The sequence below is a fragment of the Staphylococcus pasteuri genome (assembly GCF_003970495.1).
In the GTDB taxonomy this organism is placed as follows: domain Bacteria; phylum Bacillota; class Bacilli; order Staphylococcales; family Staphylococcaceae; genus Staphylococcus; species Staphylococcus pasteuri.
In genome coordinates, this window is the sequence record NZ_RXWW01000091.1 from 74,233 (window position 1) to 95,909 (window position 21,677).

The 21,677-nt window shown below is 32.0% G+C and carries 19 protein-coding genes and 1 tRNA gene; 2 read left to right on the top strand and 18 right to left on the bottom strand.

The window, feature by feature from the left end; translation table 11 throughout:
- Positions 1-47 precede the first annotated feature (47 nt).
- Complete coding sequence (locus tag CD121_RS11650) at positions 48-182, bottom strand: beta-class phenol-soluble modulin (protein WP_017637181.1); 135 nt, start codon at positions 180-182, stop codon at positions 48-50.
- 362 nt (positions 183-544) lie between these two features.
- Between CD121_RS11650 and CD121_RS11655 the strand changes: the two genes are divergently transcribed.
- A tRNA-Arg gene (locus CD121_RS11655) sits at positions 545-618 on the top strand.
- Between the two features lie 163 nt (positions 619-781).
- On the opposite strand, the gene CD121_RS11660 is transcribed toward CD121_RS11655, so the two are convergent.
- The 14 genes from CD121_RS11660 to zapA form a co-directional block, all read right to left on the bottom strand.
- On the bottom strand, positions 782-1,606 hold the full coding sequence (locus CD121_RS11660; RefSeq protein WP_029055487.1) for an N-acyl homoserine lactonase family protein: 825 nt from the start codon (positions 1,604-1,606) through the stop codon (positions 782-784).
- Complete coding sequence (locus CD121_RS11665; RefSeq protein WP_029055488.1) at positions 1,603-2,040, bottom strand: MarR family winged helix-turn-helix transcriptional regulator; 438 nt, start codon at positions 2,038-2,040, stop codon at positions 1,603-1,605. Before CD121_RS11665 ends, CD121_RS11660 begins: the two co-directional genes overlap by 4 nt.
- A gap of 111 nt (positions 2,041-2,151) precedes the next feature.
- Positions 2,152-2,670 (bottom strand): YfcE family phosphodiesterase, encoded by a 519-nt coding sequence (locus CD121_RS11670; RefSeq protein WP_029055489.1) that lies wholly within the window; start codon positions 2,668-2,670, stop codon positions 2,152-2,154.
- Positions 2,663-3,250 carry an XTP/dITP diphosphatase gene (locus CD121_RS11675; protein ID WP_017637634.1) on the bottom strand — a complete coding sequence of 196 codons (588 nt, stop codon included), beginning with the start codon at positions 3,248-3,250 and terminating at the stop codon, positions 2,663-2,665. The genes CD121_RS11670 and CD121_RS11675 overlap by 8 nt, the downstream gene beginning before the upstream one ends.
- A gap of 15 nt (positions 3,251-3,265) precedes the next feature.
- On the bottom strand, positions 3,266-4,063 hold the full coding sequence (gene racE / locus CD121_RS11680) for a glutamate racemase (RefSeq protein WP_017637635.1): 798 nt from the start codon (positions 4,061-4,063) through the stop codon (positions 3,266-3,268).
- 173 nt (positions 4,064-4,236) lie between these two features.
- Positions 4,237-5,070, bottom strand: a complete 834-nt coding sequence (gene sdhB / locus CD121_RS11685) for a succinate dehydrogenase iron-sulfur subunit (RefSeq protein ID WP_126568357.1) — start codon at positions 5,068-5,070, stop codon at positions 4,237-4,239.
- Positions 5,070-6,836 (bottom strand): succinate dehydrogenase flavoprotein subunit, encoded by a 1,767-nt coding sequence (sdhA, locus tag CD121_RS11690; protein WP_029055491.1) that lies wholly within the window; start codon positions 6,834-6,836, stop codon positions 5,070-5,072. Before sdhA ends, sdhB begins: the two co-directional genes overlap by 1 nt.
- A 53-nt stretch (positions 6,837-6,889) precedes the next feature.
- Positions 6,890-7,504, bottom strand: coding sequence for a succinate dehydrogenase cytochrome b558 subunit (locus tag CD121_RS11695; RefSeq protein WP_017637638.1), 615 nt, complete (start codon positions 7,502-7,504; stop codon positions 6,890-6,892).
- 410 nt (positions 7,505-7,914) lie between these two features.
- Positions 7,915-9,699: an excinuclease ABC subunit UvrC gene (uvrC, locus tag CD121_RS11700; protein ID WP_070452732.1), complete on the bottom strand. Its 1,785-nt coding sequence runs from the start codon at positions 9,697-9,699 to the stop codon at positions 7,915-7,917.
- Between the two features lie 131 nt (positions 9,700-9,830).
- The gene (gene trxA / locus CD121_RS11705) at positions 9,831-10,145 is read right to left on the bottom strand and encodes a thioredoxin (protein WP_017637640.1); all 315 of its coding nucleotides are present in this window, start codon (positions 10,143-10,145) and stop codon (positions 9,831-9,833) included.
- A 172-nt stretch (positions 10,146-10,317) separates the two neighbouring features.
- Entirely contained in the window at positions 10,318-12,666 is a 2,349-nt protein-coding gene (locus CD121_RS11710; RefSeq protein WP_126568360.1) for an endonuclease MutS2, read from the bottom strand.
- A 9-nt stretch (positions 12,667-12,675) separates the two neighbouring features.
- Entirely contained in the window at positions 12,676-14,388 is a 1,713-nt protein-coding gene (gene polX, locus CD121_RS11715) for a DNA polymerase/3'-5' exonuclease PolX (RefSeq protein WP_046466580.1), read from the bottom strand.
- A gap of 75 nt (positions 14,389-14,463) precedes the next feature.
- Positions 14,464-14,985: a CvpA family protein gene (locus CD121_RS11720; RefSeq protein ID WP_126568362.1), complete on the bottom strand. Its 522-nt coding sequence runs from the start codon at positions 14,983-14,985 to the stop codon at positions 14,464-14,466.
- Positions 14,986-15,252 carry a cell division protein ZapA gene (gene zapA / locus CD121_RS11725; RefSeq protein WP_017637644.1) on the bottom strand — a complete coding sequence of 89 codons (267 nt, stop codon included), beginning with the start codon at positions 15,250-15,252 and terminating at the stop codon, positions 14,986-14,988. It abuts the gene before it with no gap.
- A gap of 375 nt (positions 15,253-15,627) precedes the next feature.
- Here zapA and rnhC point away from each other — a divergent pair, with 375 nt between their 5' ends.
- Positions 15,628-16,566, top strand: a complete 939-nt coding sequence (rnhC, locus tag CD121_RS11730) for a ribonuclease HIII (RefSeq protein ID WP_126568365.1) — start codon at positions 15,628-15,630, stop codon at positions 16,564-16,566.
- Positions 16,567-16,919: 353 nt separating this feature from the next.
- Here the strand turns inward: rnhC and pheT are convergent, their stop codons facing one another.
- The 3 genes from pheT to CD121_RS11745 all read right to left on the bottom strand — a co-directional run bounded on the left by pheT (position 16,920) and on the right by CD121_RS11745 (position 21,559).
- Positions 16,920-19,322: a phenylalanine--tRNA ligase subunit beta gene (gene pheT / locus CD121_RS11735; protein WP_126568368.1), complete on the bottom strand. Its 2,403-nt coding sequence runs from the start codon at positions 19,320-19,322 to the stop codon at positions 16,920-16,922.
- Entirely contained in the window at positions 19,322-20,380 is a 1,059-nt protein-coding gene (pheS, locus tag CD121_RS11740; protein WP_029055498.1) for a phenylalanine--tRNA ligase subunit alpha, read from the bottom strand. The genes pheT and pheS overlap by 1 nt, the downstream gene beginning before the upstream one ends.
- 438 nt (positions 20,381-20,818) lie before the next feature.
- Positions 20,819-21,559: a TrmH family RNA methyltransferase gene (locus CD121_RS11745; RefSeq protein WP_126568370.1), complete on the bottom strand. Its 741-nt coding sequence runs from the start codon at positions 21,557-21,559 to the stop codon at positions 20,819-20,821.
- Positions 21,560-21,677 lie beyond the last annotated feature (118 nt).

Here is a 21,677-nt window from a genome sequence, read left to right on the forward strand (position 1 = left end):
AATAAAAATCTCCTTTTGTTATAATTTATTTTAGTAATTGATAAATCTTAGAATCCAAATAATTTACTTAATACCCCTACACCATTTTCTACGATACCTACGATACTAGTACCTAATTTAGCACCGTCATTATTAACACCGGCTTCAACTGTATCTTTAATTGCTTTGAATAAACCTTCCACTATAAACACTCCTTAATATTTATTGTTCAAAAGTTACTTTCAAAAACTGAGGTAAATTGATTCGTGTTGTTTATCTATCGTTTTGTTATTTATAATATATAACTTTCATGCCCAACTTTGGCGTCTTTTCCTTACTTCGCTATAAACACTTCAAAACTGTAAAATCGTTTTCAGTTTTGAACAGTTAGGGATACAAAACTGAATTGTTCACAATTCAATAGATTCAAATATTCTTCAAACTTAAAAACACTTTATGATATTGTTTCAATACACTACAATAGTGAAAAATATAAACATTTTTTATATCATAGCTATTGCATATTACAGTTAATTTAGCTATAATAATTCTTGTGTTAAAAAATGTCCTGGTAGCTCAGCTGGATAGAGCAATGGCCTTCTAAGCCATCGGTCGGGGGTTCGAATCCCTCCCAGGACGCTAACTAGAACTGTAATCCTGTTGGATTACAGTTCTTTTTTTATGACATCAAAACAGCTAGGCATTTTTGAATGCCTAGCTGTTTTGATTATTAATTTATAGGGACTTTTTAGGGACCTGAATACTTACAAATAAACTTAAAAAAATGATTTCCTATCTATCATTATAATTCTACAATATGAGGTTTAACATCTGGGTCGTGATTAGCAATGGCTTCTATACAATTAGGATTTTGCACCATCTCTATCACCCAATTTAAAGATTGTTGAGCATCTTTTTTATCAACTAATACTCCAGGTAATATATTTTCTTTCCAAGATTTAGAAGCATAACCAATATCAGATACTAGGAATAAGAATTTCTCATTATCATAAGATTTTACAATCGTAGAACTTAGACCTTTACTATGTCCTGGTGACCATATCATTTTAATAGTACCGTCTCCAAATAAATCAAAAGCTTTCTTTTTAGGTCCTAAATCGCTATCTTCAAATTTAAATGTTTCTAAGTGAACACCCTTCCATTCATGAGGAAGATAATGCATTTTATCTTTTTGTATAGCTTCATATTCCTCTTCACTAACTAATATATGTTTAGCATCTTTAACTAATCTTAATCCGTCAGCATGATCACAATGCATATGACTCATTAATATATAGTCGATATCACTAGGTTTATATCCTAGTTTTATCAATTGTTCATGCACTGCTTCTCCTTTTGGTAAATCAGCTTTATTTACAGGATATTGAAAACGTAAATTTTTAATTTGATGTGTTCTATTATCTGTATGCCATCCAGTATCTATTAATACTAAACCTTTAGGATGTTCTATTAAATAAACTGAAACAGGTATCTTAATTTGATGCTGTTTAGATCTAAAAAGACCTGTCCATGCAAGTAATCTATTATTTGAATATCCAAATGGTAACGCTTCATCTACAATCACATTCCCTGTGTGTAAAACATGAACTTTAATTTTATTTGTCATTGTTCTTCATCCTTTTTTAAAATGTCGTTGATGTGGTTCGTATAATCAAAAAGATCATTTAATTCTTTATTATTTAAATTTAATTTCCTTTTAAAACCTTCATACAACTTGTTTTGTCTATTATTATAAAATTGAAGTCCTTCCTCAGTTAGTTGTATAACTTTCTCTCTTTTATCTCCAGACTTTATCCGTTCTACAAAATGTTTTGTTTCTAATTTCTTAATCCTTTTTGAAATTGCAGTTTTATATACACCTTGTTTTTCAGCTATTTGATTCACAGATAATTGTTTATGTTCTAAAAGTAATTTAAAAATGCCTAATTGTTCTCTTGAAATATCAATATTTTCTTCATCAATAACTTCGTTAATAATTTTACTTATTTCAATAAATGTTAAGTGAAATTGATTAAATTGTTGTAATTCATTACCTTTCATATGTACCTCCAATAAAATAGTACACCTAGGTGTACTATATGTCAAAAAAATAATAAGCTTTCTTGTCCGTTGAATATATAATTCAACTTTGAAGAAAGCTTATGCATATTTTTAAATATCATTTAGTTTAAATTCAATTGTATCTATCACTTTATGCTCTCTATTTCTAAAATTTAACGTTGCTTTGTTCTCATCATCTACAATAATTAATTCGGCATATGTTTCTTCAACAGCACTTCTTGATTGAGAAATACTACCTGGATTAATCACATGTACATCAGCTATATTTTCATATTTAGCAACATGTGTATGCCCGTAAAATGCTAGTTGAGCGTTTAATGTTTTAGCTTTTTCAGCTAATTTCATTCTCGTTTGATTTACTTGGTATAAGTGCCCATGTGTATAAAAGGCATTGATCCCATTATTTGAGATTGTATTTTCTTCAGGAAATTCTGGATAAAAATCACAATTCCCTTTCACTCTGTTGTAAAGGCTAAGTTCAGTATCATCATATTGAAATTCTGAATCACCTAAATGAAGAAAAACATCTGCATCATTATGTTTCTCGTAAATATCGTAAAGAATTCCCGATTCATTATGATTATCACTTACTACAATCCATTTACTCATTATTCTCACCTGCTAAAAATTGTTGTAATTGATTAATAGCATTTCCACGATGACTGATTTTCGCTTTTTCCTCATCTGTTAATTGTGCCATTGTTTTACCAAGTGACGGAACATAAAAAACAGGATCATAACCGAAGCCATTTTCTCCTATAGGTTCAGTTGTGATTTCTCCTGATACCGTTCCTTTAAATTGCTGAGTTTGTCCGTTTGGTGAACTCATACTAATAACGCATACAAATTGTGCAGCTCTTTCAGTCTCGTTATTCATATTATCAAGTAACTTTTTAATATTATCTTGGTCATTTTTATCTAAACCAGCATATCTTGCAGAATAAACACCTGGTTCTCCATTAAGTGCTTGTACTTCAAGGCCACTATCATCTGCAATGACTTGCTTATTTAATGCTTTAGCTGCAGCTACTGATTTTAATTTAGCATTTTCTTCAAATGTTGTACCAGTTTCTTCTACATCAAAATCTTTAATCAATTCACTTATTCCTATGACATTTTTATTAGGAAATATAGCTTTAAAATCATTTATTTTACCTTGATTATTAGACGCAATAACGATATCTTCCATTATTTTTCCCTCCATTTATCCAACATTAACTCGTTCAACTTCAGCATCCATACCTAACCATTCTTGAATAATATTTTCAATATATGTCGTATCTCCTGTAGCAAAAAAGCGATGTGCTGGATGTTCTGTATAACTAGCATGTTCATTACTAAATGTTAATAATGCACTTACTTCTCGAGCTGTCTCTAGTCCAGAAGAAATAACAGTTTTCTTACCACCAAAATAATCATATATAGGTTGATATAATAATGGATAGTGTGTGCAACCTAATATAACAGTATCAGCATCACTATTTCTCCATTGTTTCAATGTTTGATGTATAACAATACTTGTAATTGTCGGATCATTATATCTCATTTGTTCTACTAAAGGAGCAAAAGCTGGACAAGCAATACCATATACTTCTACATTAGGATTAATTTGTTTAATGTGTTTACGATAAGCTTCTGATTTAATTGTACCTTCTGTTCCTAATATTAAAACATTTTGATTTCTTGTTGTCATAATAGCTGTCCTAGCACCAGGTTCAATGACACCTACCACTGGAATCGGTAATATTTTCTGTAAATGTTCTAATGCAACGGCAGTCGCTGTATTACATGCGATGACTAGCATTTTAATATCAAATTCTACAAGTTTTTGTGCAATTTCAGTTGTAAATTGTTTAACTTCTTCACCTGGTCTTGGACCATATGGACATCTACCAATATCTCCTAAGTAATAAATCGTTTCATTAGGAAGTTGTCTCATAATTTCTTTAGCTACTGTTAAACCACCAACACCTGAATCTATAACGCCAATTGGTCTATTCATAGTCTTACATCCTTATTTCATAATTAAGTTTTATTTTATCATACGCGATTCAATGTGTTTATTATTTTGAATTGTTACAGTCGTTATCTATTCATGGCCAATACAAAGTAAATCATTAAATAAAAAAGCGATACCCCTTTTATTGGGTATCGCTAAATCTGTTACTTATATTATTAATCTACTTTATGGTCAGAACCAAAGAATGATTTGAACATATGGAATGAAGTTTCTCTATTCATTGCAGCAATTGATGTTGTTAAAGGAATACCTTTTGGACATGCATTCACACAGTTTTGAGAATTACCACATTGTTGTAGACCACCTGCGCTCATTAATGCATCTAAACGTTCATCTTTTGTCATTGCACCTGTTGGGTGTAAGTCGAATAAACGAACTTGTGAAATAGCTTGTGCGCCAACGAATCTATTATTTTGTGTAACGTTTGGACAAACTTCTAAACAAACACCACAAGTCATACATTTAGATAATTCATAAGCTGTTTGACGTTTTTTCTCAGGCATACGTGGTCCTGGTCCTAAATCGTAAGTACCATCGATTGGAATCCAAGCTTTCATACGTTTCAAGTTGTCGAACATTCTTGAACGGTCAACTTGTAAGTCACGAATTACTGGGAAAGTACTCATTGGTTCTAAACGAATAGGTTGTTCTAATTGGTCAACAATTGCAGAACAAGATTGTCTTGCGCGTCCGTTGATAACCATTGAACAAGCACCACATACTTCTTCTAAACAGTTCATATCCCAAGTTACTGGAGTTGTTTTTTCACCATTAATATTAACTGGATTACGTCTAATTTCCATTAGACAAGCAATAACATTTAAATTTTCTTTATAAGGAATTTCAAATGTTTCTTCATATGGTTTAGATTCACTATCGTCTTGACGTTTGATAATTAATTTAACCGTTTTTTGTTTTGGTTGATCGTTTTGCTGTTGTTGTTGATTACTTTGAGTTTCTGGAGTGTCTTTTACTGATTGGTCAGCCATTATTTTTTACCTCCTTTAGACTTACTAGTGTAATCACGTTTACGTGGTGGGATTAAGCTAATATCAACTGGATCGTATTCAAATCTAGGTGCTTCTGTTCTACCTTGGTAATACGCCATAGTTGTTTTTAACCATTCATCATCATTACGATCAGGGAATTCTGGTTTGTAGTGTGCACCACGTGATTCATTACGGTTATAAGCCCCAATTGTAATTACTCGTGCTAGCACAAGCATATTCCATAATTGACGAGTGAAGAATACAGCTTGGTTACTCCAAGTTTGTGTATCTTCCATATCGATATCTTCATAACGTTTCATCAATTCTTGGATTTTCTTATCTGTTTCTAATAATTTATCATTTTCACGCACAACAGTTACATTTGCTGTCATAATTTCACCTAATTCACGATGAAGTTTATAAGCATTTTCTGAACCGCGCATGTTTAATAATTTATCAAAGCGTTCTTGTTCTTCTTTTACACGTGCTTCATAAATACTGTCATCTAAGTCAGTGTATGAAGTTTCAATATCATCAAGATATTTAATAGCATTAGGGCCAGCTACTGTACCACCATAGATGGCAGATAATAATGAGTTAGCGCCAAGTCTATTACCACCGTGTTGAGAGAAATCACATTCTCCTGCAGCAAATAAACCTTTAATGTTAGTCATTTGGTCATAATCAACATATAGACCACCCATTGAGTAGTGTACTGCTGGGAAAATTTTCATTGGTACTTTACGTGGATCATCACCAGTGAATTTTTCATAAATCTCAATAATACCACCAAGTTTAACGTCTAATTCATGTGGATCTTTATGAGATAAATCTAAGTAAACCATGTTTTCGCCGTTAATACCTAATTTTTGGTTAATACATACATCGAAAATTTCACGTGTCGCGATATCACGAGGTACTAAGTTACCATAGTCAGGATATTTTTCTTCTAAGAAATACCAAGGTTTACCATCTTTATATGTCCAGATACGTCCACCTTCACCACGTGCTGATTCACTCATCAGACGTAATTTATCGTCACCAGGAATAGCAGTTGGATGAATTTGGATGAATTCACCATTTGCGTATGCTGCACCTTGTTGATAAACGATAGATGCTGCAGAACCTGTATTAATCATTGAGTTAGTTGTTTTACCGAAGATGATACCAGGACCACCTGTTGCCATAATTACTGCGTCAGAACCGAATGATTGAATTTCAGAAGTTGTCATGTTTTGTGCAACAATACCTCTAGCAGCATTGTCGTCATCTTTAACTATACCTAAGAATTCCCAACCTTCGTATTTTGTTACTAATCCATCTACTTCAAATGAACGAACTTGTTCATCTAACGCATATAATAATTGTTGACCTGTTGTAGCTCCAGCAAATGCTGTTCTGTGATATAACGTACCACCGAAACGTCTGAAGTCTAATAGACCTTCATTAGTTCTACTAAACATAACACCCATACGGTCTAATAAGTGAATGATGTTAGGTGCAGCTTCAGCCATTGCTTTTACTGGTGGTTGGTTTGCTAGGAAGTCGCCACCATAAACAGTGTCATCAAAGTGAATCCAAGGTGAGTCACCTTCACCTTTTGTATTTACCGCACCGTTAATACCACCTTGGGCACAAACTGAATGCGAACGTTTAACAGGTACTAATGAGAATAAATCTACATGTGCACCTTTTTCTGCTGCTTTAATTGTTGACATCAGACCGGCAAGTCCTCCACCGACAACAATAATTTTTTTCTCTGCCATAGAAATGTCACTCCCCTGAAATATAAAAACTAAGACTAGTTAATCTGTATTTGTTACATAAATGCGATAATAGCAGTTACGCCGATATAAGAGATAATTAAAAATACAATTAACGATACCCATGTGAAGACACGTTGTGATTTTTTAGATTGTAAAATACCCCATGTAACTAAGAATGACCATAATCCATTTGAAAAGTGGAATACTACTGCAATTACACAAATAATGTAGAAAATAGCCCACAATGGATTATGTAAAGTTTCGTGCATCATATTATAGTCAACTGCTTTACCGAAGAAAGCTTTTTGTAAGCGTGTTTGCCATAAGTGCATACCAATAAAGATGAATGCTAAAATACCACTTATTCTTTGGCAAAAGAACATCCAGTTTCTGAATAATGAGTAATGACCCACATTCTCTTTTGCTGTAAATGCAATGTGTAATCCAAATAAACCATGGTATAAAAGCGGAATATAAATAAATAGAAATTCAACTACCAATAAGAACGGTATTGATTCCATGAAACCTGAGGCTTTATTAAAAGCTTCCGCTCCTTGTGTTGCTTGATGATTGACCAATAAGTGAACAATTAAGAATGCACCGATTGGGATAATACCTAATAACGAATGGATTCGTCTTAAGTAGAATTCATTTTTTGATTGAGCCAAAAGGAGTCCCCCCTGTAAACATTTAATTAATTGACTAAAATTATAAAGTTGTATGTAAACTGCCGTAAAAAACCATATAAAATACTAGCTTCTTTTACTTCTTTATTTTGTACTCGTCTTAATTAAATCACTTTAAAGATACTTGGGAGCATCTTCCTGTTAAATTTAAAATCAAACAAGTATTTCATAAAAAAGAAAAGGGCTAGTCATGTTATAGATTTCATATAATGATGTCGTCATATGTGAGTATTCTATAGCAATTCATGTAACCCTACATGATTGATAACAATTCTCAATTAGAAAACGCTTCCAAACAACTTTAAAAAAATAGCCTTTTGTTAACTATATTGTAACATTATTTAAAGCACTTTTGGACATGAGAATAATTCTCATGTCCAAAATTTGTCAATTTATTTTGATTGAAGTGCGTGCTGTAAGTTTTTTGCAACATTTTCGGGTAGTCCAGATTTTTTTAATTCTTCTAAAGATGCTGCTTTCATCTTCTTAATTGATCCAAAAGTTCTTAATAATTTCGTTTTACGTTTACTTCCAATTCCATCTATATCATCAAGTACTGACTTAAGACCTGTTTTTTGTCTCGTTTGTCTGTGGAATGTAATAGCAAAACGATGGACTTCATCTTGAATGCGGTGTAATAAATAGAAAGCTTGGCTATTTTTCTTCAATGGCACTATTTCAGCACTCGCACCATATAATAATTCTGACGTTTGGTGTTTGTCATTCTTTTGTAGTCCTGCAACTGGAATATCCAAACCTAATTCATTTTCAAGTACGTCCATAACACCGTTCATATGCCCTTTACCACCATCAACAATGATTAAATCTGGTAATGGGGTACCTTCATTTAGAACTCGAGTGTATCGTCGACGGACTACTTCTCTCATTGATTTATAATCATCTGGCCCTTCAACCGTTTTAATTTTATATTTGCGGTAGCCCTTTTTATCTGGCTTACCATCTACAAAAGTTACCATGGCTGATACGGGATCCACACCTTGGATATTGGAGTTATCAAATGCCTCAATTCTAATAGGAGTTTGTATTCCCATTCTTTCACCGAGTTCCTCAATTGCTTTAACTGTTCTTGATTCGTCTCTAGCGATTAATTCAAATTTATTTGTTAATGACACTTCGGCATTATGGTTAGCTAAATCTATCATTTCTTTTTTTGCACCTCTTGAAGGTTGCACTATTTTAGTATCCACAACAGATTGAATAATTTCTTTATTTAAATTTTTAGGGACATGAACTTCTTTAGGTAGGATGTGTTGATTTAAACTGTAGAACTGACCTATAAATGTATAGAATTCTTCTTCTTCTGTTTGTTGAATCGGAATCATCGTTGTATCTCTTTTAATCATATTGCCTTGCCTAATGAAAAATACTTGGATACACATCCATCCTTTAGACACACTATATCCAAAAACATCACGAATCGTATTATCGGTAGACATAATTTTTTGCTTTTTAGTGAGATTATGAATGTGTTGAATTAAATCACGATATTCTTTAGCACGTTCAAAATCTAATGATTCACTAGCTTTCTCCATACGATCTTGTAAATTGTTTAATATCGTTTTATCTTCACCATTTAAAAAATCACTAATTTCTTTTGTCATTTGAGCATATTTATCTAAATCTACATCATAAACACACGGCCCCATACATTGACCAATATGATAATAAAGACATAATTTATCCGGCATTTTATCACATTTTCTAAATGGATATATCCGGTCCAATAATTTTTTTGTCTCTTGTGCGGAATAAGCGTTAGGATATGGACCGAAATATTTACCAGATCCTTTTTTAACTGTTCTGGTTACGATTAATCTAGGATGTTTTTCTTTAGTAATTTTAATGAATGGATAGCTTTTATCATCTTTCAGCAAAATATTGTAACGTGGTTGATATTGTTTAATTAAGTTTAATTCTAAAAGTAATGATTCTGTCTCGCTTGAGGTTACAATAAATTCAAAATTACGTATTTCACTCACTAAGCGCGTTGTTTTAGCATCATGTGCACCAGTAAAATATGAACGTAATCGATTACGTAATTTTTTAGCTTTACCAACATAAATTACTTGATCATTACGATCTTTCATTAAATAACAACCAGGTTCCAATGGTACGACATTTAACTTAGTTTTAATTTGTTCTTGATACGTTTCCATGTTTTTCCTCCTTTCTTGTTGTTTTTAATTACGATAAATTCTTTTATGAAAAAATATTAATATTAAATAGGAATAGACAAAACAAAGCTGGAGCATTTTTATGAAATGCCCCAGTCTTCATGTCTATATTCTTATAGGTGTTTATCTAATACTTCAGCTAAGTTTTCTTTAGGTTGGAAACCTACTACTTTATCAACTGGTTGTCCATCTTTGAATACAATTAAAGTTGGAATACTCATTACTTCGTATTTTGCTGCAGTTGATGGGTTTTCATCTACATCTAATTTTAAGATGTCTGCTTTACCATCATAGTCCCCTGCTAATTCTTCTAAAACTGGAGCGATCATTTTACATGGTCCACACCAAGTAGCCCAAAAATCTACTAATTTAACTCCAGATTCTATTTTACTATCGAAATCAGAATCAGTTACTTTTACGATTGCCATAATTGCCAATCCTCCTTAATTTTTAAATGATGAGCAAATTATAACAGAATTTATAAGGTAATGCATTGCAATCTGCTTGCTCTTTTTTTAAAGTGGCAAATTTCCTCAAGAAATCATTCAATTTTCCACTTACTTTAGGCTAATGCCTCAACAAAATATCTATTATGAAGATTTATTTTAAAGAAGCTACGGTAACACCAAATCCACCTTCACTTGGCATACCACCTCTAAATGTTTTAACACTTTTATGTCGTTTTAAATGTTGTTGTACACCTTTTTGTAATGCACCAGTGCCTTTACCATGAATAATATAAACCTGTTCGAAATTGCTTAATACTGCTTGATCTAAATACCGGTCTAATTCGATTAGTGCATCTTCATAGCGATAACCTCTTAAATCAAGTTCTGTTTTTACAGTTTGTCTATTCGCACGGGTAACCATTTTCGTTGGTTTCTCTTTTTTCTTTTTCATTTTTTCTAAATCTTCAATAGGTAGTTTCATTTTTAAAATACCCATTTGAACAACCGCTTCTTCATCGCCAACTAATTCAAGCACTTCACCTTTTTGTCCATAAGATAAGACTTTAACTTCATCGCCAGCTTGAATTTTATCATACTTTTGTTTTTGAACATGTTGTTTAATGGATTTCGCTTCATATTGATCATCTAATTGTTTTTTCTTATCAATAAGTTCATGTTCTTTAACGTCTGCACCTTTTTTATCTCTTAATTCTCTCAATTCTTTAAGAATCGCATCAGCTTCTTTAGTTGCAGATTTCACACGTTGATTCGCTTTTTCTTTCGCTTCATCCATTAATGATTTTTCATAATTTTGATACTGTTGATATTGTTTTTCTAGTTCGTCGTGTGTTGTTTGTGCTTCCTTGACTAGTCTATCTAATTCAATACGTTGTTCATCCACACGTTTTGAATTTTTCTCAAGTGATTCTATCATATTGTTTATTTCTTGTTCATCAGTACCAATCATTGTCTTAGCTCTATTAATAATATGAAGACTTAAGCCTAATTTCTTAGATATATCAAATGCATTAGAACGTCCAGGCACACCCATAAGTAATTTATATGTTGGACTTAATGATTCAACATCAAATTCAACACTCGCGTTCATCACGCCTTCACGGTTATAACTATAAGCTTTTAATTCTGGATAGTGAGTTGTAGCCATAACTAAAGCTCCTAGACTTCTTACATAATCTAGTATACTCATCGCAAGTGCTGCACCTTCACTAGGATCTGTTCCTGCACCTAATTCATCAAATAGAATTAAGCTATTTTTATCTGCATCTTTTAATATTTCAACAATATTTTTCATATGTGATGAAAATGTCGACAATGATTGTTCGATTGATTGTTCATCACCTATATCACAATACACGTTTTCAAATACACTTAATTGGCTACCATCTAATGTAGGAATAAGCATCCCTGATTGTGCCATTACAATAATTAATCCTAATGTTTTTAATGTTACTGTTTTACCACCTGTATTCGGACCCGTAATAATGACTGTTTCGATGTCATCTATAAATTCAATCGTATTGGCTACAACTGTATTTTGATCTAATAGTGGATGGTATGCATTGGGTAAATAAACAGTTCTCTCTTTATGAAATGTTGGTTTAGTTCCTTTGATAGCACGTGCATATCTCGCTTTTGCAATTAAAAAGTCAAGGTGACCCATAATTGATTCTGCTATTAATAAAGCATCCGCTTCAGCTGCTACTTGACCCGTTAACTCTGTTAAAATACGTTCGCGTTCAACTGCTTCATCATTTCGCAAACGACTTATTTGGTTATTCATTTCAACAACTGAAGATGGCTCAATATACAATGTTTGTCCAGAAGCTGATTGGTCATGAACGATACCATTAAAGTCCTGTCTATATTCTGCTTTCACAGGTATAACATTTCTATCATTTCTTACTGTCACAATGGCATCAGACAATTTCTTTTGATTAGCCTGACTTTTAACTACTCTATCTAAATTTTGTCTAATACGTTGGTTAGTACTTGATATCTTACTACGGATACTTTGTAACTCGTAACTTGCGTGATCAAATAAATCATGTGTGTCACACTTTTCATTAATATCTTTAAAAAGGTCAGTTAGTATTGGTAGTTGTGCCATATTACTATCTAAAATTGGATATTTAACCTCTTCATCTTCTTCTAATAATTGATTATAGAATGTCTTAAATTGATTTTGAACTTGTATCAAACGTTTAATCGCTGTTAATTCAGTTACATTTAAGACGCCACCAATAGTTGAACGATGAATATATTGCGCTACTTTTGATAAACCACTTAAACTTGGAAGTCGGTGTTTATTATATATTTGCGAAATTTCGTCAGTTTCATTGATTTGAAATTCAACTGTTTCAAAATCTGTTGCTGGAGACATTTCTGCTACCTTTTCTCTTCCTAAATCACTGATAGCTTCATTTGATACAAATGATTTTATTTTATCAAATTCTAAGACATCTAATGTTTTTTGTCTCATGCAATCCCTCTATTTCTTCATTTTTATGTTGTTATTAATAAACGATTTAAATGCCTCTCTAGACATTGTATTGATTACTCTATCTTTCGTAACAAATCCTTTTTGCGCTGTTGCAACACCATATTTCATAAATTCTAAATGATCAGTATGATGCGCATCTGTATTAATGGTTAATTTAACATTTGGATATTGGCGTACTGTTTGTGCATTTAAATCCAAACGCTTTGGATTCGCATTAATTTCTAAAATTGTATTTGTTTCTTCAGCAAGTTGAGCTAGTTTTTCAATATTTGGTTCGTATCCAGGACGACGGCCAATAATTCTACCAGTTGGATGAGCAATATGTCTTACGTATGGATTACGACACGCATTTTCTAAGCGTTTCATAATGTCTTCTTCAGATTGATTAAAACTTTGATGTATCGCTGCAATGACATAATCCAATTGTGCAAGAATCTCATCATCATAGTCTAATGAACCATCGGGTAATATGTCCATTTCAATACCTGAATAAATATCAATTTCATCATATTCTTCATTTAATTGTTTAATTTCTTCATTTTGACGTAACAAACGTTCCACTTGTAAACCATTTGCCACTCTTAAACTTTGTGAATGATCAGTAATAACCATAAATTCATATCCTTTAGCGATATTGGCTTCTATCATGTCTCTTATTGAAAATGCACCATCGCTATATGTGGTATGCATATGAAGATCACCTTTAATATCATCTAATTGAATAATTTGGCTTAAATCTTTATCAAATTCACTTCCATCTTCACGCATTGAAGGTTCAATCCAAGAAACTCCAAAATGTTCATAAATTTCCGCTTCGCTATTAAATTGCAATACTTCCCCATTATCCTTTTCAATACCATATTCACTAACTTTCTCATTTTGAGCTTTGGCTAATTGTCTAATGCGAATATTATGATCTTTAGATCCAGTGAAATGTTGCAATGTGTGATAAAAAGCAGAAGGTTCAATCAATCTAAAATCTACGCCAATTGTTTCATCATCGTATTCTAGTTCTACTGATATTTTAGTTGAACCTATCGCTACATCTTTAACTTTATTAGGAATATTTAATAATTGTTGTTGTACTTTTTCTGGTTCATTCGTGCTAATAATAAAATCTAAATCTTTACTTTGTTCTTTATATCTTCTAAAACTTCCCGCTGAAGAGTATTGATCGATATCGTCTAATTGACTAATATAATCTATAATTTGGTGATTAAGACCTCTCATCTGATCAATTGGATAACTTTCTTTTTTAGCACCTAATGCTTTAACTGCTTCTAGAATATTTTGTTCCGTCTTTTTAGCGAAACCACTTAATTCACTTACTTTACCTGATTCACACGCTTCTTGTAATGACGCTTTATCGGTAATATTTAGTTCTTTATATAATTTAGCTATTTTTTTACTACCTAGCCCTTGTATTTTTAATAAAGGAACTAGTCCCTCAGGAACTTCTTTTTGTAAATCTTCTAATGCAGTTGAATGTCCAGATTGTCGATATTCATTAATGACATCACCGACTCCTTTTCCAATACCTTTTAATTCAGTTACATCTTCAATCTCATCTAGTGGTCGTTCATCTACTTCTAAACTTTGAGCTGCTTTTCTATACGCAGACACTTTAAAGGTATTTTCTCCTTTTAACTCCATATAAGTAGCTATTTTTTCTAATAATTGAATAACATCTTTTTTAGTCATATACATCTCTCCATAAAAATAAGACCAGGACATATTACTATTTCAAATTGTCTGTCCTGACCTCAACATCATTTTTTATAAATTTAAAATTAATTGTGAAACATAAGGTGTGTGCAATAGAATATGCTTAGCTAATAATGAATGACCCAATGAATTTTGTATCATTACATTAGGATATAAAGCTAAAATATACATCATGATTTGAATAAATATAATACCCATTATTAAACTTAATATAATACCTAAGATACGGCTAATGATATTTAAAGGTTGATATGCAACTATATTATCAAATGTGACGATGATTAGATATAAAATCAACTTACTGCATAGCGCAATTAAAATAAAAGCTACTATAGATTCAAAACGATATTGTAAGTGACCAAAAGATATCGCATATTGGGTATCATATGCAACAGTCTTTGGAAAAGGTAAAAACACAATTAAACGTTTTGCGATGTCTCGATAAAATTGCATTGCAATCCATAACGACACTATTGAAGAAATAAAATGTAAACTTGTAAGCCACAATCCTCGTCGAAATCCAACAATTGCAAAATACAGTAAAATGATTAATATAACAATGTCTAATAACATCTAATCTTCTCGTTGTTTTAATTGATTAAGTTCTTGTTGTAATCGACGGTTTTCTTCCTCTAAGCTTACTTTTTCATGCATGATATTGACGGCTGTTAAAATGGCTTTCCTTGTTGTATCTAGTCCAGCTGATTTTTGCCCTAATTCTCTCATTGTCTCATCTACTAAATGAGCAACATGTCGTATATGCTCTGGGCTATCATCGCCAATTATTGTAAAGTGTTGGTCATTAATTGTTACATTTATTCTATTCTTAAAATCACCCATAATTATATCTCCTGACTTTTAATTAAATTATTCCGTATCTCTATTTAATTTAACCAAAATCATGTTTCTATATTATTTGTACATAATATTAATTTTTGGTTTTATTCTTTTTACTTATCATTAAACATTATACATGAGTCATAATTATTTTGTAAGTATGTGGTTTAATAAAGTCAATCTTTTTCTTTAGAAAATTATGATTACCTTTTTAATTTTTAGTATTATACATTTTAGAAAAATCCATACTCAAAGACTTCAAATGTAATTTAAGTATCTAATCTCTTTTGATTTTCACTTATGATATAAAAGATAATGTTATGATATGATTTGATTAATGTACCACAATAGTATGAATAAAGAGAGGTTTAACAAAGTATGGCTAATATAGTCCATAAATTAACAACAAATGAAATCAATACTTTAATGTCTAAAATAAAATTTGATACTTTACAGTTGCCACAAGGTATGAAAGCTCGCACGAAACATAATGGTGCTGTTATCAATATATATAATTCTGGAAAAGCCATGTTCCAAGGTAATAATGCCGAAACCGTAGCGCAACAATTGCTACCTGAAAAACAAAGTAACACTACTAGTTTAAATACTTCCAAATCTTCTAAGACACAGGCATCTTATATTAAATACAATCAATATAATTGTATAGGTAGCGATGAAGCTGGCAGTGGTGATTATTTTGGCCCACTAACAGTATGTGCCGCATATGTTACAAAAGAGCATGTGAAAATTTTAAAAGAATTAGGTGTTGATGATTCTAAAAAATTAACCGACACTAAAATAGTAGAAATAGCAGAACAACTTGTTAACTTTATTCCCCATTCATTACTTACACTTGATAATGTTAAATATAATGATCGACAACGTGCTGGATGGTCACAAGTTAAAATGAAAGCTGTATTACACAATCAAGCTATTGCAAATGTTGTCCAAAAAATTGAAACTAATGATTTGAATTATATTGTCATTGACCAATTTGCAGAACGTGGCGTATATCAACGTTATGCTTTATCCGATTTGCCTTATCCGAAATTAACAAAGTTCGAAACAAAGGGCGAATCTAAATCTTTAGCAATAGCGGCTGCCAGTATTATCTCTCGATATGCCTTTGTAAAACATATGAATCATATATCTAAATCATTAAAAATGGAAGTTCCTAAAGGCGCAAGTAATAAAGTTGACTTATTCGCAGCAAAAATAATTGAAAAATACGGTATTGATAAATTGGACAGTATTTCTAAAAAACATTTCAAGAACAGAGACAAAGCTCAGGCTTTAGTTAAAAAGAAATATTTATAAATGCAAACTAATGCAAGTAAGTAGTATTTATATTGATTAGTAATTATATTAGATTGCCCGCAAAGTCCATGACTTAATTGACAATTTTTATACGCATGCTTTCCCAGGGTACAGTTTCAGCCAGTAATTCTACACAGATAAATCTGTGGGAATTACTAAGTTCTCAACTAGTACTGTTACCTCGGGAGTCAGCGCATAAATACTGCTCATTATTCCTCAAATAATCTAACAATGATATAATTTTATAAATCTAGATAATTTTAAAAAGACAAACCTATCACCAAGATAGATTTGTCTATAAATATGGCAAGTATCAACCTTTAAGGAATGATACTTGCCTTTTACTTACTTTATTATCTTATTGTTGCGCCTTTTTCTTTCAATGCTTCGATAATTTGATCATGTACTTTTGATACACGCTCATCAGTTAAAGTATTTTCAGTATCTAAATAATTTAATCTGATTGCAACTGATTTTTTACCTTCTTCTAAATGTTCACCTTCATACACATCAAATACTTGTGTATCTTGAAGAATATCAGCACCATTATCATGAATTGTTGAGATAAGTTCAGATGCTGGTACATCATGATTTACCTCTAATGCAATATCACGTGAAACACCTGGATATTTTGGAATTGGTTGATAATTGATATAACCAACAGAAACTTTCATCATTTCTTCGTAGTTTAATTCAAACACATATGTGCGTTTTAAGTCATTATCAGCCGCTACAGAAGGATGTAATTCACCGATAAAACCAATATCTTTGCCATTTAAAGAGACAATTGCAGTTCTACCTGGATGTAAACCTTCAATTTTAGCTGCACGATAATCCAATGTTAAATTAAGTTTTTCAGCAACTCGTTCAATAACACCTTTAGTTAGATAAAAGTCGACTTCTTCTTTTTTACCTTGCCATTGATTTACAACATAATCACCTGTCATAATACCACTTAAATATTCAACTTCTTCAGGTAATTCACCTTCACCATTGCCGAAGAATACACGTCCAATTTCATATAATTTCACATCTTTATTTTTACGTGCAACATTATACGTTGTTGCCTCAATTAAATGTGGTAGTAAACTTTGACGCAATGTTGAATGTGCTTCACTCATTGGCATAAGTAGTTCAATTGTTGATCTATCTTGTAATGCAAAATCTTTAGCATGTTCTTTAGATACAAGTGAATATGTGATAGCTTGGTTCAAACCTGCACCTTCTATTGTTTCTTTCACTATTCGTGTTTTACGTTGACGGTCAGTTAAAGTACCACTAGTTACTTCTTCAAACACTGGTAATGTTGATGGAATCTCATCATAGCCGTATATACGTGCGACTTCTTCAATCAAGTCTTCTTTAATAGAAATGTCTTTACGACGAGATGGTACAAATACCGTAAGTTCATTATGATTTACTTCTGTTTCAAAACCTAATTGTTCGAAATTCTTTGTAATTTCATCTGCAGATAAATTAAATCCGACTGTTTCATTGATTTTGTCAGTTGTAATGTGAATTGGTGTAATGAATTCACCTAAATCGCCTGCAGAAACTCTATCTTTAAGGACACTACCAGAAGCATACATTTCTAATAAATAACATGCACGGTCAACAGCTTCATTGACAAATTCTGTCGCAATGCCCTTTTCAAATCGACTAGAAGCTTCACTACGTAAATTTAAGCGTCTAGATGTATGACGAATAGAAGCAGAATCAAAAATAGCGCCTTCTATAACAACATTAGTTGTTCTATCACTCACTTCTGAAAAATCTCCGCCCATCACGCCACCTAATGCAATTGGTGTTTGTCCATTAGTGATGACAATATCTGACTCAAGTAGTGTTCTTTCTTGATCGTCTAATGTCGTCATTGTTTCATTTTCTTGTGCTTGACGAACTTCAATATGATTAGAACCAATTTGATCTTGGTCAAACATGTGTAAAGGTTGTCCATATTCTAATAAAACATAGTTTGAAATATCAACGACATTATTAATTGGTCTAATTCCCGCTTTCATTAAACGTGATTGCATCCATATTGGTGATTGACCAATAGTGACATTTTTAACTATTCTCGCGCTATAATAAGGTACTTTATTTTCATTTTTAACGGTAACAGATAATTCATCTGTAGCGGATTCATTTAACTCATTACTAGCAGTTTGTGGTTTAGTCATTTGAGTTTGATATAACGCTGCTACTTCATATGCAGTACCTACCATACTTAATGCGTCTGCACGGTTTGGAGTTAAATCAAATTCCATAATTTGGTCATTTAAATACAATGCATCTAATGCATCTGTACCGGGTGTTACCTCTGTAGAAAATACGAAAATGCCATTTTCAAATGCTTTTGGTACAACATTACTTGAGATACCTATTTCTTGTAATGAACAAATCATGCCTTCAGAACGCTCCCCGCGTAACTTGGCACGCTTAATTTTAATACCACCTGGTAAACGTCCACCTACTTTAGCAACAATGACATATTGTCCTTCATCAACATTAGGTGCACCACAAACGATTTGTACAGGCTCTTCCTCACCAATATCTACTTGGCATATATTTAATTTATCTGCATCTGGATGAGACGCTTTAGATACGACATAACCTACTACTAAGTTTTTAATGTCTTTTGTAAAATCAATAATATCGTCAACTTCAATACCAGTGCGTGTTATTTTTTCTGCTAAATCTTGAACATTTTGATTCACGTCTACATAATCTTTTAACCATTCATTTGAAATTAACATTAAATCTCACCTCTATCTTCTACAGCTTTAAACTGGTCTAAGAAACGTACATCATTTGTATAGAAATGACGAATATCCTCAATACCATATTTCAACATAGCGATACGGTCTGGTCCCATACCAAAGGCAAACCCAGAATATTCATTTGCATCGAAACCAGCCATATTTAAAACGTTAGGGTGTACCATACCTGCCCCTAAAATTTCAATCCATCCAGTATGTTTACAAACATTACAACCTTGACCTTTACATTTGAAACATGACACATCCACTTCCACAGATGGCTCTGTAAATGGGAAATAACTTGGTCGTAATCGAATTTCTCTATCAGCACCAAATAATTCTTTCGCTAATAATTCTAATGTCCCTTTTAAGTCACTCATTTTAATATTTTTATCCACTACTAATCCTTCAATTTGAGTAAATTGGTGGCTGTGTGTCGCATCATCTGAATCACGACGATAAACTTTACCAGGGCATATAATTTTAACTGGACCTTGACCATTTCGTTGTTCCATTGTTCTTGCTTGCACTGGTGACGTATGCGTTCTCATTAAAATTTCTTCAGTAATATAGAAACTATCTTGCATATCACGTGCTGGATGAGATTTAGGTAAGTTTAAAGCTTCAAAATTATAATGATCTTGTTCTACTTCAAATCCATCTACAATTTCATAACCTAATCCTAAGAATAAATCTTCAATTTCTTCAATAGTACGTGTTAATGGATGTTTAGAACCTATCTCAATTTGACGACTTGGTAAAGTAACATCGATTGTTTCTTCTGCTAATTGTTGATTTAACTTTTCATTAGCTAAAATCGTTTGTCTTTCGTCTAGTTCTTGTTGAATTGTTTGTCTTAGCTCATTGACTTTTTGTCCATAAGCTGGTTTTTCTTCATTTGGTAAGTCTTTCATATTTTTCATTAATGCACTTACCGAACCCTTTTTACCTAAATATTTAACTTTCACATCTTGTAAAGCTCTTTCATCATTAGCAGCATTTATATCAACCAATGCTTGTTGCTTTAATTCACCCATATGATCATTTTGAGTCATACGTTTTTCCTCCTTTTATCCCATCAACAATATATTAATCAATCAATTATTTATTTATTTTTTAAACAAAAAAGACTTTCACCCCTCTAACTGGGACGAAAGCCTTCCGTGGTACCACCCAAATTTATGCTTATGCATACACTTGTATACGTTGTTAACGAAGACGTACTCCGACTTAAATCTCTTTAAGTAGCCAAAAAGATGAAAAAAACTAATCAAAATTGGAATAACTTTCAGTCGCGGTTATTCTCCCTTAAACAATTTCACATGTTAGTTTACGTCTTTTTATAGGCTATTAATTCTCTTGTAGACCATATCATTGATTATTTATGAATTCATTATTTATTATAGACGATTGATTGATATAGGGTCAACCGGCAATAACCGTTTTAAATATCATTTATAAATTTTAAAGTCACCTAAATGTAGACAAATATTTTATCCTTTTAATTGGTAAAGTAAGATACTACCAGCAATTGCAACATTTAAACTTTCAGCTTTTCCATAAATAGGAATAGTTAAATTTTGAGTTGTACTATTTAATAGTGTTTCATTTACACCTTCACCTTCGTTACCCAAAATAAGTGCAAATGTGTCTTGTGCTTCAATATCTTTAAAGCTCACAGCTTCGTCTAATGCTGTACCATAAATAGGCCCATCAAATGTATCGATGAATGTCTGCAATGATTCTGACATAACAGGAATATGAAATACACTACCTTGACTCGCACGTAATACTTTATCTTGATATGGATCTGCAGTGCCTTTTTCCATTACTATTAGATCAATGCCTGCTGCATCTGCAGTGCGGATTAACGTTCCTAAATTACCTGGGTCTTGTATTCTATCAATTAATAATACTTGCTTCGCAGTTGCTATATCATATTCTGGTTTTTTTATCACTGCGAAAAAGCCTTGAGGTGTCACAGTTCCAGACAACGCTTCTGCAACTTTTAAATTAATTTCAAATGTTTCACTAGCATACTCAATTAATTGTTCATCTGTTCTACTAGGATCAACAACAAATAATTGTTCAATGTCTAACCCGCTTTGATATGCTTCATCTATTAAATGTATACCTTCGATAAGTGCTAAGCCAGTTTTATCTCTATCTTTCTTTTTCTTAAGTTTATTCGCATTTTTAATTTTACTATTTTGAGCCGACGTAATTTGTTCCATATAATTAATCTCCAATATGATAATTTCTAATTATCCTTAATTGTATATGATTAAGTTATAAATTGAAAATAAAGTATCACTACTATTTTAATAGTTAAGTGATACTTACGCATTAGCT